Raw genomic sequence first — 16,654 nt, 5'->3', positions numbered from 1 at the left:
GTCAGCGCCACCGCAGCAGCACGAGTTCGGAGCAGAATCCTGGGCCCATCGCCATCAGTACGCCCGGGCTGCCCGCTGCCGGTCGTTTGCGGATGGTGTCGCGCAGTACGTGCAGCACCGAGGACGAGGACATGTTGCCGACCTCGGCCAGCGACTGCCAGGTCAGGTCCAGCGCGTCCGCGGGCAGCGACAACGTCTCGATGATGGCCTCGATCACCTTGGGGCCGCCGGGGTGGCTCACCCAGGTGCTTATGTCCGCGACGGTGAGGTCGTGTGCGGCAAGGAATTCGGTGACATCGGCGCCGAGGTAGCGACCGACGAAGGTGGGCACCTCGGCACTGAGCACAATCTCGAACCCCTTGGAGCCGATGTCCCAGCCCATCGTGCCCAGCGAGTCCGGGTACAGGTGGCTGCGCGAGTCGAGGACGTCCGGACCGGTCGGGGCGAGTTGTTCGGCACGCTCGGCACCGACGGCGACCACGGCCGAGGCACCGTCGCCGAACAGTGCGCCGGCCACCACCGTGGGCATCGACGGATGATGTTTGCGGGTCAGCGAGCACAACTCGACAGAGACCAGCACGGCCACCTGGTCGGGGGCACCGCGCAGGTAATCGTGCAGACGGGCGATGCCGGCGGCCCCGGCGACGCAGCCCAGGCCGAAAACCGGGATCCGGCGCACGTCCGGGCGCAGGCCGAGCCGGCCGGCGATTCGCGCGTCCAATGAGGGAACGGCGGCGCCGGTCACCGTGGTGGTGATGATCAGGTCGACGTCCTGCGGTCGCAGGCCCGCCTCGTCGAGCGCGCCCTGCAGTGCCGACGCGCCGAGGTCGGTGGCGTGCTCGATGAACAGGTTGTTCGTCTCCCCGAAATCGGTGAGCCGCGAATACTCTTCGAGTGGACGGACCAGATACCTGCTCTGCACCTTCGCGCTCTTGTGCAGCTTGCGGACCGCATCCTCGGCGCCCTCATACCCGGGCAGCGCGAGGATCGCCTCGGTGATCTCGTCCTGGGTGTAGCGATGCGGGGGCAGAACGCCGTGCACGCCGGCGATCGTGCTGAAACTGGGCATTTCGGCGAGATTAGTTGACATATCACTGATACGGGGTGCTACCCCGTCCGGTTCAATGATTCAGGCCGATTCGCCGATGCAGCCGGGCCAGCGGCGCGGGTGCCCACCAGTTCCACCGACCCATCAGTTGCATGAAGGCGGGCACCAACACCATCCGCACGAGTGTGGCGTCCATCAGCACCGCCAATGTCAGGCCGAGGCCGAACATCCGCATGAAGGAGACGTTGGCGGCGATCAGCGCCGCAAACGATATCGACATCACCAGCGCCGCAGCGGTTACCACCCGGCCGGTACGGGCCAACCCGAGTGCCACACTCTGGCCGACATCGGCCGCGGTACGCCCCGATTCCAGCCAGTACTCGCGGATGCGCGCGAGCAGGAACACCTCGTAGTCCATCGACAGGCCGAAGGCGATGCAGAACAGCAGCACCGGGATGTTGGCCACCAGCGTCCCGGTGGCGGTGGTGCCGAAGGCGCCCAGGTGCCCGTCCTGGAAGATCCACACCATCGCGCCGAACGCGGCAGACAGTGACAAGATGTTGAGCACCAACGCCTTCGCGGGCAGCACGACGCTGCCGGTCAGCAGGAACAGCAGGCAGAAGGTGATGCCCGCGATCAGCCCCAGCACCAGCGGCAGCCTTGCGCCGATGGCGGCCACGCTGTCGCGATCGGTCTGGGCGACCCCACCGAGGAGCACCTGCCGGTCGTCGGGACCCCGGATCGCGTGCAGGCGGTCCAGTTGCGACGCAGAGCCCTCGGAGAACAGCGGCGCCGAACTGGACACCCGGATGAACAGGCTGCCGTCGCGCTCGACCGGCGGGGCGACGCCCGAAACCTCTGGTGCGGCGGCCAACTCCGCCACGAACCGGTCCAGCTCGGTGACCGGAATGCCCACCGAGTCGGGGATGACGATATTGATCTCGGTGGCGGAGTTGTCGGCGAAATCCTCGCGCAACCGGTCGCCGACCTGATGCGCCGACGCCGACCTCGGCAGCACCCGGTCGTCGGGGAATCCCCACTTCACGCCGGTGAACGGCAGCCCCAGCAGGATCAACAGCGCCACCACGGCGAGCCCGATCGGCATCGCCCGGCGCAGCACGAACTTCGTCGAGCGATACCAGAACTGTTGCTGCACCGGCTTGGGAGCCTTGCTGCGGCGTCCGCGGACGCGATCTCCGAGCAGCACCAACGCCGCCGGGGTGATGACCAGGGCGGAGACCGCGGCGAAGACCACCGTTGCCACGCCGGCATAGGCGAAGGACTTCAGGAAGTACATCGGGAACAGCACCAGCGTCGACATCGGCAGCGCGACCGTCGTCGCCGAGAAGACCACGGTCCGACCGGCCGTCCCCATGGTTCGCACCAGGGCGTCCTCGGCGGCGGCCCCCTCGGCCAGTTCGTCGCGGTAGCGGCTGACCATCAGCAACGTGTAATCGATTGCCAGCGCGAGCCCCATCGCCATACACAGGTTGAGCGCGAACACCGAGACATCGGTGGCGAGGGTGACCAGTCGCAGCACCGCCAGCGAACCCAGGATCGCCAGCACGCCGACCACCACGGGCACCGCCGCGGCCAGCAGGCCGCCGAACACCCATACCAGCACCAGGAAGCTGAAGGGGATGGCGATGGATTCCATGACCAGTAGGTCGCGCTGGGACTGCTCGGTGATCTGGGTGTTGACCATGGCGACGCCACCGGCCTGTACGCGCACCCCGTCGCGGTCGTGGACCAGTCGGTCGGTGAGCTCCTCGGCGTGTTCCTGGGCGTGCTGCTCGCCGCCGGTGATACCGGCGACGACGAGCCCGGCGGTACCGTCCCTGCTGACCAATTGGGCGACTGCCGGCTCGGGCGCGGTCCACGCGGAGCTCACCCGGGCCACGTGGTCGGATTCGCGCAGTGCCGTGTCGATCTCGGTGCCCACCCGGCGGGCGGCCGGGCTCATCACGCCGGCGGGATCGGAGACGATGATCAGCAGCTGCATATCGCCCTGGTCGAATTTCCCGGCCAGCAACTCGGCGGCCCGGGAGGACTCGGCATCCGGATCGGCGAAGCCGCCGGCACTCAGTTCCCCGGTGACCGGCACCCCGAAAATTGCTGCAGCAACGGCGATCAGCGCAGTGGCCGCGAGGATCCGCCGGGGCGTCGCCATGGCCTGGCGGGCGAGGCGTTCGAGTACGCCGGGGTTGTTCACCCGAACATGGTGCCCGATGGACGCCGCCAGGTGGTCTGCACCTCGACGTGCGTAGGCCGGCGCGGCGGCCAGCCTCTGCTGCCACTCGGGATCTGCGGCCCGTCCTATCCGCGTCGGTTGCGGCTGTCCCGTGGTGGGAGGCCGTTGACACCCTCGATGGAGCGGGCGTAGGTGCCGATGGTGAACGCCATCGCCGGGCCGGTGATCGACAGTGCCCGGTGGTCGACGTTGTCCATCCCGTCCCGCGGCCCACCGGCGTTCGGGTCGAAGGGCGCGCCGGCGCGGCCGCCCCACAACCGCGCCTGCACCGGTGTCTTCTGTTGTTTGGCACCGGTGGTCAGACCGCCCACGGGCACGCCTGCGGCCAGGAACGGTCCGTAGTCGCCGGCCATGTCCAGTGGCATGTCGGCCGGCCGGACCCCGGCGCCGTTCAGATACCCGGCCAGCGTGCGCTCGATCCCGGCCGACCCCTCCGGCACGGTGTCCGCGGCAATCGCCGGGTTCGGCTGTCCGGATTGATCGCCGTCGAGGGTGAAGTAACCGGGATTGGGCGAGCCGATCATGGTGGCATCGAGATAGGCCGCGATGTCGTCGAGGCCACCGTCATCCAGACCGGCCAGGTACTTCCCCGCGGCGCCGAGGCGCTGCGAGCCCCAGAACGCGAACCGCACGGCATTGTCGATCTTGGGCGCCGAGCCCATCGCGTCGGCGATGGCCAGCAGCGCCGCGACCCCGGATCCGTTGTCGTTGACGCCGGGACTGCGCGGTGCGCTGTCCAGGTGTGCGCCCGCGACCACGATATCGGTGCTGTCTCCCGTGGAGGTCTGCGCGATGACACTCTTGCTACGGGCCACGCTGGCCTGAGCATCGAGTATCAAGCGCACCGGATCGTTGGTGCGCCGCAGCGCGGCATCGATGGTGCGGTCGATGACGGCGACCGGCAGGGTCAGCTTCTGGTAGTAGCCGGGCTCGAAGAGTCCTTTGGTGCCACCGGCGCTGACCACCAGCAGGCCGACCGCTCCCTTGGCCACCGCGGCGTTCTGCTTGACGACCACCGAGCACCCGGTGTCGTCCACGATCGCGAGCGCGCCGCGGATGTTGCCGTAGTCGGCGGCCTTGCAACCGGCCGGATCGCGTGGTCGCAGGGACAACCCGCGGACTCCCCCACGGGGAGTGGACGCCAGCGGCGACGCCTGGGTGACCGGATAGCTGCGACCGGCAACCTCCAGTGTCGGCTTACCCGGATCACCCATCTTGAGCCATTCGTATTCCGGGGTGGTGATCTCGAACCCGTTGTCGCGCAGCACTTCCGAGATATAATCGACGGTCGCATCGTATCCCGACGTGCCGACGGCCCGGCTGCCGTCGTTCGCGTCGGCGATACCGTTGAGCCGTTCCAGATGAGCGAAGATCGCATCGGCGGTCACCGCGCCGGCCAACTCCTTCGGATCGAGCGGCTCGGGCTCGGGTGCCGAGGTGCACGACGCCAGCAGCAGCGCCGCGGCGATGGCCGCCAGCAGCTTCCTCATGAGCCGGAGAGCACGTGACGGGTGCGGTCCTCGCGCACCGGCACCCCGTTGCGGCCGCCGATGTCCTGGGAATAAAGCGCCGCGGCGTAGGCGACGCCGCGGCCCAGAATCTCCATGGCGGTCTCGTCGATGCGGTCCAAGGTGTCGGTCGCCTTGTGGTAGTTCGGGTCGAACGGTTGGTCGGCCTGCCCACCCCAGAGCTGCGCCTGCTCGGCCGTCATATTCTCCTCGGCCCCTGAAAATGTTCCGCCCGAGGGGATTCCGGCCTTGGTGAAGGCGTCGTAGTCGGACCGACCGTTGAAGCCGGTGTCCTGGGCCGGCTTTCCGGCGGCGTCCAGGTACGCAACCAGCATCCGTTCGATACCTGCCGAACCCTCCGGAACCCGCGGCACGCTGCCGTCGGCGGCCGGCGGTGCCGACTGATTGCCGTCATAGGTGAAGTATCCCGGATTGGGTGAGCCGATCATGTCGAAATTCAGGTACAGCGCAATGTCTTTGAGCGCCTCGATGTCCAACGAGGAGACGTAGCGATCCGAACCCACCAGGCCGACCTCCTCGGCACCCCAGAACCCGAAGCGGACGGCGTTGCGCACCTCGGGCGCGCTGCCCATCTGCAGGGCCGTCTCCAGCACCGCCGCCACCCCGGAACCATTGTCGTTGATACCAGGGCCTTCCGGCACACTGTCCAGGTGGGCACCGATCATCACGACGTTGTCCGTTGCCCCGGTGCTGGTCTGCGCGATGATGTTCTGGCTACGCTCGACGTTCACCCCGGCCTCCAGCCGGATCGACGCCTCGCCCGGTGCGGAACGCAGCCGGGCTCCCTCACCCTTGGTGATGCCGAGCACCGGAATCTTCACATCGGTGCCGCTACCCAGTGTGCCGCCGAACTCCTCAACGGGCCGCTCGACGTTGTCGGCCACCAGCAGGGCGACCGCGCCGCGCTTGGCGGCGATGGCCTGCTTGTCACTGAACGGGCAGGAGCCGCGGTCGACGAGCACCACCGCACCCTGCACCGGCAGGCCCGCATAGTCCGCGTCGGCGCAGCCCGGGGTGTCGTCGACAGGCGCCGCGACCAGTGGTCCGCGCACGCCGTCGGCCGGGGTGCCGACGGTGAAGCTCATCGGCAAGGCGGCGACCCTGGCGCCGGCCACCTCGACGGTCGGTTCCTCGGCGAACGGGATTCGCACCTCGAACTCAGGGGTCTGAACGTCGAAACCCTTGTCACGCAGCGCATTCACGACGTAGTCGACGCTGGCCTGGTAGCCGGCGGTGCCCAGCGCCCGGTTACCGTCGTGTTGGTCGGCGATCTCCTGCAGCCGGGTCAGGTGCGCCATCATGGCGTCGGTCTGCAGGCGCTGGCTGATCTCCTCGGCGTACCCGGCGGCGTCGACGTCGGCCTGCGGGGTCGGCGGCGCTGCGGTGTCGGTACCGCATCCCGCGACGAGGGCCGTCAGGGCCAGCATGGCCACCAGGGACCGTGAGGTGCGCTGCATGGAATCCCACGTTAGCCGACCCGCAACCGTCTACAGCAGGATCACCAGCGCGATCAGCAGCGGCAGGCTGGACAGGCCCCCGTTGTCGGTGGCGAAGACCGTGAACGTCCGCGTGCTTGCGAGGAGGAGCTGCGGTGTGGAGAACTTCACCGCGCGCAGGGCCTCCTGGTACTGGGCCGGGGTGCCGTCTCCGGTGAGGGTGAGGACGCCCGTCGCCGAGTTGTAGCTGCCGTTGATCGGGCTGCCGGCCGGCTTGGTGTAGGTCAGCACGTCGTCGGTGTCGTGCCCGACGGTGATCGCCAGCGTGACGCTGGACAGCTTCGACGACGTCGGGTCCGAGACCGTGATCAGCGGGTCGACGGTGATGGCCGGGCTGCCCGAGTTGTACACCAGATTTCCCACGATCGAGGTGAGCACCGTGGGTGGCAGGTTGACCGCCGACACCGTCAGAGCGGTCACACCCGGCAGCGCTGTGGTGGCCCCCTGCACGTCGGTCACCGCGAACTCGATGGTGCGGACCCCGATCAGCGCTCCCGACCCGGTGGTGAACTGCACCGACTGCAGCACGGTCTGATAGGCCGCCAAGGAAGCGTTTCCGGACAGGGTCAGCACACCGTCGGCGAAGCTGCCGGTGATGCCGCCGGAGGGGGTGAAGGTCAGCACATCGACGGCGTCGCGGCCGGCGCCGATGGTGACCGTCGCCCCCGACAGGTTCTGGCCCGGGTCGTTGACGATGGTGACGACCGGCGACACCGTCGTGGTCTGGCCGGCGGTCACTGCCGCGACCGGGGTGGCCAGGATGGTGGGCGCCGCGTTGATCGCCGCGACCACTGTCAGTGTCGTCAGCCCGGGCAGCAGGGGGCTCTGCCCGGCGGTATCGGTCACCGAGAATTCGATGATACGAACACCGGCGGTGTTTGTGGTGAACGAGACCGACTGCAGCACAGTTTGATACGCGGCTGCCGTGGCGTTGCCGGACAGGGTCAGCACACCGTTGCTGTAGCTGCCGGTGATGCCACCCGACCCGGTGAAGGTCAGTACATCGGATCCGCCGGCCCCGGCGGTGATGGTGACGGTGGCCCCCGTCAGGTTCTCGGTCGGGTCGTTGACGATCGTCACGATCGGCGACACCGTGGTCGATTGACCGGCGGTCACCACGCCGACCGGCAGGGCAACGACCGTCGGCACGGCATTGACCGGTGCGACAGCGGTGACCGCGGTGACGCCCGGCAACAGCGCCTGTTGCCCGGCGGCGTCGATGACCTGGAACTCGATGGTCCGCAGGCCGGCAACGCCGGTGGTGAACGACACCGACTGCAACACGGTCTGATACGCCGCGGCGGTGGCGTTGCCGGACAGGGTCAGCGCACCGTTGCTGTAGCTGCCGGTGATGCCGCCCGACCCGGTGAAAGTCAGTGCGTCACTGCCGTCGAGCCCGGCGGTGATGGTGACCGTCGCACCGGACAGGTTCTCGGTCGGGTCGTTGACGATTGTCACGACGGGCGACACCGTCGTCTGCTGGCCGGTGGTGGCGACCCCGGCGGGCAGGGTCAGCACCGTCGGCGGGGCATTGAGCGCCGCGAGCACCGTCACCACGGTGCTGCCCGGCAGTAGCGCCTGCTGCCCGGCGACATCGGTCACCTGGAAACTGATCGTGCGGACGCCGGCGATGTCGGTGCTGAACGACACCGATTGCAACACCGTCTGATAAGCGGTAGCGGATGCGTCACCGGACAACGTCAGCACACCGTTGCTGTAGCTGCCGGTGATGCCACCCGCCCCGGTGAAGGTCAGCTCGTCGCTGCCGTCGAGCCCGACGGTGATGGTCACCGTCGCACCGGACAGGTTCTCCCCGGAGTCGTTGACGATCGTGACGACGGGCGACACCGTGGTCGATTGGCCCACGGTGGTGGTGGCGACCGGAGTGGCGACGACGGTCGGGGACATGCTGGGCAGGCCCACCACGGTCACCAGCGTTACTCCGGCGATGACGGCCTCCTGCCCGGCCGCGTCGATGACCTGGAATTCGATGCTTCGCACACCGGCGGTGTCGGCGGTGAACGACACCGACTGCAGGACGGTTTGGTAGGCCGCCGCCGAGGCGTTCCCGGTCAGTTCCAGGACGCCGTCGGCATAGGTGCCCGTGATGCCGTTGGAACCGGTGAAGGTGAGCTCATCGGTGCCCTCGGCGTTGGTGATGGTGACCGTTGCGCCGGTCAGATTTTCGCCGAGGTCGTTCACGATCACAATGATCGGCGACACGGTGGTCGACTGACCGACCGCGGTGGCTCCGACGGGTGTCGCAACGATGGTCGGCGCGGTGTTCAGGACACCGACGACCGTCAGTGCGGTGACGCCCGGCAGCAGGCTCGGCTGCCCACCGATATCGGTCACGGAGAACTCGATGGTGCGCAGGCCGGCAACGTCACCGGTGAAGGACACCGACTGCAGGACGGTTTGGTAGGCCGTCGCCGAGGCGTTCCCGGTCAGGGCGAGGACACCGTTGGAATAGGTGCCCGTGATGCCGTTGGACCCGGTGAAGGTGAGCTCATCGGTGCCCTCGGCGTTGGTGATGGTGACCGTCGCCCCGGAGAGTTGTTCGCCGGGGTCGTTGACGATGGTGATGATCGGCGAGACGGTCGTGGGCTGGCCTGCCGTGCCGACCCCGACCGGCGTCGCAACGACGGTCGGCGGCGCGTTCAGTACGGCGACGACGGTCAGCGTTGTCAGGCCCGGCAGTACCGAACTCTGGCCGGCCGCGTCCGTGACCGAGAACTCGATCGTCCGCACACCGGCGGCATCAGTGCTCAGCGAAACCGACTGCAAAACGGTCTGATACGCCGCAGCCGACGCATCCCCGGTCAGCGTCAACATGCCACCGGAGTACGAACCGGTGATCCCACCGGACTCATTAAAGGTCAACTCGTCGCTGCCATCCGGAACCGTGATCGTCACCGTCGCCCCGGACAGCAGCTCACCCGGCTCGTTGACAATCACAATGACCGGCGAGACGGTCGTCGACTGCCCAGTCGACCCGACCGCGACCGGCGTCGTGACGATCGTCGGCGCACCATTCAATGCCGGTGTGACCGTAAACAGGGTCACGCCCGGAAGGGCGGACTCCTGGCCAGCCGCGTCCGTGACCGAGAACTCGATCGTCCGCACACCCGCAATGTCAGTGCTCAGCGAAACCGACTGTAAAACGGCCTGATACGCCGCAGCTGAGGCGTCGCCGGTGAGGGTCAGAACCCCACCGGAGTACGAACCCGTGATCTCACCGGACCCAACAAACGTCAACTCGTCGCTGCCATCCAGAACCGTGATCGTCACCGTCGCCCCGGACAGGAGCTCACCGGGCTCGTTGACGATCACAATGATCGGCGACACGACGTTCGACTGACCGGTCGACCCGACCCCGACCGGCGTGGCCACGATGGTCGGCGCACCGTTCAGTGCGGGTGTCACCGTAAACAAGGTCACGCCCGGAAGGGCGGACACCTGACCAGCCGCGTCCGTGACCGCGAACTGAATCGTCCGCACACCGGCGACATCGGTGCTCAGTGAGACGGACTGCAACACAGCCTGGTACGCCGCAGCTGAGGCATCCCCCGTCAGCGTCAGGACACCACCGGAGTACGAACCGGTGATTCCGCCGGACTCGGTGAACGTCAGCTCATCGCTGCCATCGGGCGCGGTGATGGTCACTGTCGCCCCGGACAGCAACTCGCTCGGTTCGTTGACAACCAGGATGATCGGCGACACGACGTTCGACTGCCCCGTCGACCCGACCCCGACCGGCGTGGCCACAATGGTCGGCGCACCGTTCAGCGTGGGTGTGACGGTCAAGAGCGTGACGCCGGGCGACACCGAATCCTGGCCTGCCGCATCGGTCACCGCGAACTGAATCGTCCGCACGCCGGCCGCATCGGTGCTCAGCGAAACGGATTGCAACACAGCCTGATAGGCCGCTGCCGACGCATCCCCGGTCAAGGTCAGTACGCCATTCACATATGAGCCCGTGATCCCACCGGAGCCGGTGAAGGTCAGCTCATCGCTGCCGTCCGGCTCGGTGATCGTCACTGTCGCCCCGGACAGCAGCTCACCGGGCTCGTTGACGATCACGATGATCGGCGACACCGTCGTCGACTGCCCCGTCGACCCGACCCCGACCGGCGTCGTGACGATCGTCGGCGCACCATTCAATGCCGGTGTGACCGTAAACAAGGTCACGCCCGGCAGGACGGACTCCTGGCCCGCCGCGTCCGTCACCGCGAACTCAATCGCTCGCACACCGGCCACATTGGTGCTCAGCGAAACCGACTGCAAAACCGTCTGATAGGCCGCTGCCGACGCATCGCCCGTCAGCGTCAACACGCCATTCACATATGAGCCCGTAATCCCACCGGACTCGGTGAAGGTCAACTCATCACTGCCGTCCGGCATCGTGATGGTGACCGTCGCCCCGGACAGCAGCTCACCCGGTTCGTTGACGATCACAATGATCGGCGACACGACGTTCGACTGCCCCGTCGACCCGACCCCGACCGGCGTGGCCACAATGGTCGGCGCACCGTTCAATGCGGGTGTCACCGTATACAAGGTCACGCCCGGAAGGGCGGATGCCTGGCCGGCAGCATCGGTCACCGAGAACTGGATCGTGCGCACACCCGCCGCATCAGTGCTCAGCGAAACGGATTGCAACACAGCCTGGTAAGCAGCCGCCGACGCATCACCGGTGAGGGTGAGCACTCCGCCCGAGTACGTGCCGGTAATACCACCGGAACCAACAAACGTCAGCTCATCACTGCTATCAGGGACCGTGATCGTCACCGTCGCACCCGACAGCAACTCGCTCGGCTCGTTGACGATCACAATGAGCGGCGACACCACCGTCGACTGCCCCGTCGACCCCACGCCCACCGGCGTCGTGACAATCGTCGGCGCGCCATTCAACGCCGGAGTGACGGTCAACAGCGTGACACCAGGCAACACCGACTCCTGACCAGCCGCATCAGTGACCGCGAACTCGATCGTCCGCACGCCGGCCGCATCAGTGGACAAGGCCACTGATTGCAGAACTGCCTGATAAGCAGAAGCTGTCGCGTCCCCCGTCAAGGTCAGGACACCGTTGGCGTACGAACCCGTAATTCCGCCAGAACCAACAAACGTCAGCTCGTCACTGCTATCAGGGACCGTGATCGTCACCGTCGCCCCGGACAACAGCTCGCTCGGTTCATTGACGATCACAATGAGCGGCGACACCGTCGTCGACTGACCCGTCGACCCCACCCCGACCGGCGTGGTCACAATGGTCGGGGCGCCATTCAACACCGGAGTGACCGCAAGCAAGGTCACGCCGGGCAACACCGACTCCTGACCAGCCGCATCGGTCACCGCGAACTGAATCGTCCGCACACCCGCAACGTCAGTGCTCAATGCGACTGACTGCAAAACCGTCTGGTACGCCGCAGCCGAGGCGTCGCCCGTGAGGGTCAACACGCCATTCACATACGAACCGGTAATCCCGCCGGACTCGGTGAACGTCAGCTCGTCGCTGCCATCCGGCGACGTGATCGTCACCGTCGCCCCGGACAACAACTCACCCGGCTCGTTGACGATCACAACGATCGGCGACACCACCGTCGACTGACCCGTCGACCCCACTCCCACCGGCGTCGTAACGATCGTCGGCGCACCATTCAACACTGGAGTGACGGTCAGGAGTGTCACGCCCGGAAGTGCGGACTCCTGGCCAGCCGCGTCCGTGACCGCGAACTCAATCGTCCGCACACCCGCAACGTCAGCGCTCAATGAGACTGACTGCAAAACCGTCTGATACGCCGCCGCCGACGCATCCCCCGTCAACGTCAGGACCCCACCGGAGTACGAACCGGTAATCCCACCGGATTCAACAAACGTCAGCTCATCACTGCCATCCGGCGAGGTGATCGTCACCGTCGCACCGGAGAGGAGTTCCCCAGGCTCGTTGACAATCACAATGATCGGCGACACGACGGTCGACTGACCCGTCGACCCCACCCCCACCGGCGTCGCCACAATCGTCGGCGCGCCATTCAACGCCGGAGTGACGGTCAAAAGCGTGACACCAGGCAACACCGAATCCTGGCCGGCCGCATCAGTGACCGCGAACTCGATCGTTCGCACGCCGGCCGCATCAGTGGACAAGGCCACTGATTGCAGAACTGCTTGATAAGCAGAAGCTGTCGCGTCCCCGGTCAACGTCAGAACCCCATTGGCGTACGAACCGGTAATCCCGCCAGAACCAACAAAGGTCAGCTCGTCACTGCCATCCGGCGAGGTGATCGTCACCGTCGCCCCGGACAACAACTCACCCGGTTCATTGACGATCACAATGACCGGCGAGACGGTCGTCGACTGCCCAGTCGACCCCACCCCGACCGGCGTCGCCACAATCGTCGGGGCACCGTTCAAAGCGGGTGTCACCGTAAACAAGGTCACGCCCGGAAGGGCGGACACCTGACCAGCCGCATCGGTCACCGAGAACTGGATCGTCCGCACACCCGCCGCATCAGTGCTCAAAGCGACTGACTGCAAAACCGCCTGATAGGCCGCAGCCGAGGCATCACCGGTTAACGTCAACACGCCATTCACATATGAGCCCGTGATCCCACCGGACCCGGTGAAGGTCAGCTCATCACTGCCATCAGGCACCGTGATCGTCACCGTCGCCCCGGACAACAACTCGCTCGGTTCGTTGACGATCACAATGACCGGCGAGACGGTCGTCGATTGCCCCGTCGACCCGACCCCGACCGGCGTGGTCACAATGGTCGGCGCACCATTCAGCGTGGGTGTGACGGTCAGCAACGTGACTCCAGGCAGCACTGAGTCCTGGCCGGCCGCATCAGTGACCGCGAACTGAATCGTCCGCACGCCGGCCGCATCAGTGGACAAGGCCACTGATTGCAGAACTGCTTGATAAGCAGACGCTGTCGCGTCCCCGGTCAACGTCAGAACCCCATTGGCGTACGAACCGGTAATCCCGCCAGAACCAACGAACGTCAGCTCGTCACTGCCATCAGGCACCGTGATCGTCACCGTCGCCCCGGACAACAACTCGCTCGGTTCGTTGACAATCACAATGATCGGCGACACCACCGTCGACTGCCCCGTCGACCCCACCCCCACCGGCGTCGTAACGATCGTCGGCGCACCATTCAACACCGGAGTGACGGTCAAAAGCGTGACACCAGGCAACACCGATTCCTGGCCCGCCGCATCGGTCACCGAGAACTGGATCGTCCGCACACCCGCCGCATCGGTGCTCAGCGAAACTGATTGCAACACAGCCTGATAGGCCGCAGCCGAGGCATCGCCCGTCAGCGTCAGCACGCCATTCAGGTATGAACCCGTGATCCCACCGGACCCGGTGAAGGTCAACTCGTCACTGCCATCGGGCACCGTGATCGTCACCGTCGCACCGGACAACAACTCACCGGGTTCATTGACGATCACAATGATCGGCGACACCGTCGTCGACTGACCGGTCGACCCCACACCCACCGGCGTCGCCACGATCGTCGGCGCGCCATTCAACGCCGGAGTGACGGTCAACAGCGTGACACCAGGCAACACCGAATCCTGGCCGGCCGCATCAGTGACCGCGAACTCGATCGTCCGCACGCCGGCCGCATCAGTGGACAAGGCCACTGATTGCAGAACTGCCTGATAAGCAGAAGCTGTCGCGTCCCCCGTCAAGGTCAGGACACCGTTGGCGTACGAACCCGTAATCCCACCGGACCCGGTGAACGTCAGCTCATCACTGCCATCCGGCGACGTGATCGTCACCGTCGCCCCGGACAGCAGCTCCCCGGGCTCGTTGACGATCACAATGATCGGCGACACGACGGTCGATTGACCGGTCGACCCCACCCCCACCGGCGTCGCCACAATCGTCGGCGCACCGTTCAATCCGGAGACGACCGTCAGCAGCGTCACCCCGGGGACCACCGAATCCTGGCCGACCGCGTCCGTCACCGAGAACTCGATCGTCCGCACACCCGCCACATCAGTGGAGAACGACACTGACTGCAGCACAGCACGATACGCCGCAGCCGACGCGTCACCGGTCAACGTCAACACACCATCGGCGTACGAACCCGTAATCCCACCGGAACCAACAAACGTCAGCTCGTCACTGCCATCAGGCACCGTGATCGTCACCGTCGCCCCGGACAACAACTCGCCGGGCTCGTTGACAATCACGATGACCGGCGACACCACCGTCGAGCCCCCTGTGGTGACCGTTCCAACGGGGGTGGCCACCACCGATGGGGGCGCGTTGAGCGCACCGATCACCGTCAGCAGCGTCACTCCCGGGGCCACCGAATCCTGACCCACCGCGTCGGTCACCGAGAACTCGATGGTACGCACGCCCACCAGGCCCGCAGCACCCGTGGAGAATGACACCGACTGCAGCACAGCCTGATACGCCGCAGCGGACGCGTCACCGGTCAACGTCAACACGCCGTTGGCGTAAGAACCCGTAATCCCACCGGACCCAACAAACGTCAGCTCATCGCTGCCACCGGGCGACGTGATCGTCACCGTCGCGCCGGACAACAGCTCACCCGGTTCATTGACAATCACAATGATCGGCGACACCACCGTCGACTGGCCCGCCGTCACCACACCTACAGGCGTCGACACCACCGTGGGCGGTGCGTTGAGCTCACCGAGGACCACGACCTCGGTCACCCCTGGCGAGCTGCTCGCGCCCTCGTCATCCGTGACCGACCAGGTGACCGTGCGGAGTCCGAGGAGACCGGTAGCGTCCGTGGAGAACGACACCGACTGCAGGACAGCCCGGTACGCCGCGGCCGAGGCGTTGCCGGTCAGCGTCAGGACGCCGTCGGCGTACGCGCCGGTGATCCCGTTGGAACCGGTGAACGTCAGTTGATCGCCGGGGTCGGCACCGGTGATGGTGACCGTCGCACCCGAGAGCTGCGAGGAGTCCGCATCAGTGAGGAGCACCGTCGGCGACAGGACCACCGATTCACCGACCCCGACCGCCGCGGCCGGCGACACCACGAGTACGGGCGGCATGTTGGCGCCCACTCCCGGAATGGTCACCGGCACGGTCACCTGAATGGTGTCCGGCTTCGCCAACCCGACGAACTGCGCGATGCGGTGGAAGAAGTTCTGGATGTGTCCGAGCACGCCCGGCAGGTGAGTGCCGACCGAATCGGTGATGGTGACCGTGAAACTGTCGGTGACGCCGGAGAGCAGGTGTTCCACATCGGCCGTATAGGTGAACGTGCCGTCCGGATTCTTCACCACCGTGCCGAATTCGGGCTGATCGGTGATCACCGTGGTGAGCGGATCGCAGTTGGGGTCTTTCTCGTTGAGGTCGAAGATCGCGACACCCGGGATATCGGGCAAGACCTTGACGACGTTGACCTCGGGCGTGCGGTTGAAGAAGGTGTGCACGATCTCGCGCCGCACCCAGGCAAGCACCGTCCACAACAGCGGCGTCTGCACCGGCACGGCGGTGCCCGCCAGGAGAAACGGCGAGAAGATGGTCGAGATGGCCCCCGACAGCATGCCGACCAGGGTGCGCGGCACCGCCAGGAGGGCGTCGACAGGATTCACCGCGGTCGAGTTCAGAGACGGTGCCGCGGTGAACGCTGCAGGCAACACGCCCGCCGTCTGTTCGGCCGTCGGATCGGACACCTCGATGCCGAGCGTGCCGGTTTCGGCAGGCTGTGGCGGTTCGGGCACGGCGGGGGCTGACTCGACAGCACTCGGGGCGGGCCCCGCATCCGAGGCATAGCTGTTGTCGGCAGGCCGGTCCGGCGCGACCGCCGGCGACAGTTGTTGCGGCGCAGACACCTCTTGCTCCGCCTCCACCTCGAGCTCCGTGTCGACGGGTTCCGCATCATCATTGTCGTTGTTCGATGTCGGCGAGGACGGCGTCGGAGGCTCGAGTTCGGCCGGCTCCTCCAGCTCCGGGTCATCGTCTTCCTCGGACTCGGAGGCGTCCTCTTCCTCGGCGCCTTCGTCGTCCGTCGGCTCCTCTCCCGCCACCGACTCGGCCGCGGGCTCCTGCGCGGCGGATTCACCGGCAGAGGCGGGAGACTCACCGGCCTTCGACGGGCTCTCCGATTGCGCACCGGCGTCGTCGGTGGTCGCGAAGGCAACCCCGGGTGTGGTCGCCACCGCGACGCCCACACCGAGGGATACCGCCAACGCACCGACGCGGCCGATGAACTTCGCATAGGTCGTGTCGACAGGCCGGACGTGCCGCGGGCCGCGGGCACCGGTCAGCAACTCCTTCGCGTGCCAGATATCGGACGCGCCGGAGCCCTCCCGGAGACGTTCTGCACGG

5 protein-coding genes are annotated in these 16,654 nt (G+C 66.7%); all 5 read right to left on the bottom strand.

All coding sequences use genetic code 11. From position 1 onward, the window contains the following. Position 1 precedes the first annotated feature (1 nt). Positions 2-1,069 (bottom strand): type III polyketide synthase, encoded by a 1,068-nt coding sequence (locus BST17_RS18050; protein ID WP_207573667.1) that lies wholly within the window; start codon positions 1,067-1,069, stop codon positions 2-4. Between the two features lie 52 nt (positions 1,070-1,121). Then, complete coding sequence (locus BST17_RS18045; protein ID WP_083060351.1) at positions 1,122-3,218, bottom strand: MMPL family transporter; 2,097 nt, start codon at positions 3,216-3,218, stop codon at positions 1,122-1,124. 146 nt (positions 3,219-3,364) lie between these two features. Then, positions 3,365-4,789 carry a M28 family peptidase gene (locus tag BST17_RS18040; protein WP_083060274.1) on the bottom strand — a complete coding sequence of 475 codons (1,425 nt, stop codon included), beginning with the start codon at positions 4,787-4,789 and terminating at the stop codon, positions 3,365-3,367. Next, on the bottom strand, positions 4,786-6,285 hold the full coding sequence (locus BST17_RS18035) for a M28 family metallopeptidase (RefSeq protein ID WP_083060273.1): 1,500 nt from the start codon (positions 6,283-6,285) through the stop codon (positions 4,786-4,788). Before BST17_RS18035 ends, BST17_RS18040 begins: the two co-directional genes overlap by 4 nt. Before the next feature lie 30 nt (positions 6,286-6,315). After that, positions 6,316-16,596, bottom strand: coding sequence for an Ig-like domain-containing protein (locus BST17_RS18030; RefSeq protein ID WP_083060272.1), 10,281 nt, complete (start codon positions 16,594-16,596; stop codon positions 6,316-6,318). Between the last annotated feature and the right edge of the window lie 58 nt (positions 16,597-16,654).

This window comes from Mycolicibacterium bacteremicum (assembly GCF_002086115.1).
GTDB lineage: Bacteria > Actinomycetota > Actinomycetes > Mycobacteriales > Mycobacteriaceae > Mycobacterium > Mycobacterium bacteremicum.
Note: the sequence above shows the minus strand (reverse complement) of the source record. Positions and strands in the feature narration are given on the sequence as shown.

Bases quoted from the DNA above. Each gene is read 5' to 3' on its own strand.
- BST17_RS18035 (WP_083060273.1), bottom strand. From the start codon at position 6,285: ATGCAGCGCACCTCACGGTCCCTGGTGGCCATGCTGGCCCTGACGGCC.
- BST17_RS18050 (WP_207573667.1), bottom strand. From the start codon at position 1,069: ATGCCCAGTTTCAGCACGATCGCCGGCGTGCACGGCGTTCTGCCCCCG.
- BST17_RS18040 (WP_083060274.1), bottom strand. From the start codon at position 4,789: ATGAGGAAGCTGCTGGCGGCCATCGCCGCGGCGCTGCTGCTGGCGTCG.
- BST17_RS18045 (WP_083060351.1), bottom strand. From the start codon at position 3,218: ATGGCGACGCCCCGGCGGATCCTCGCGGCCACTGCGCTGATCGCCGTT.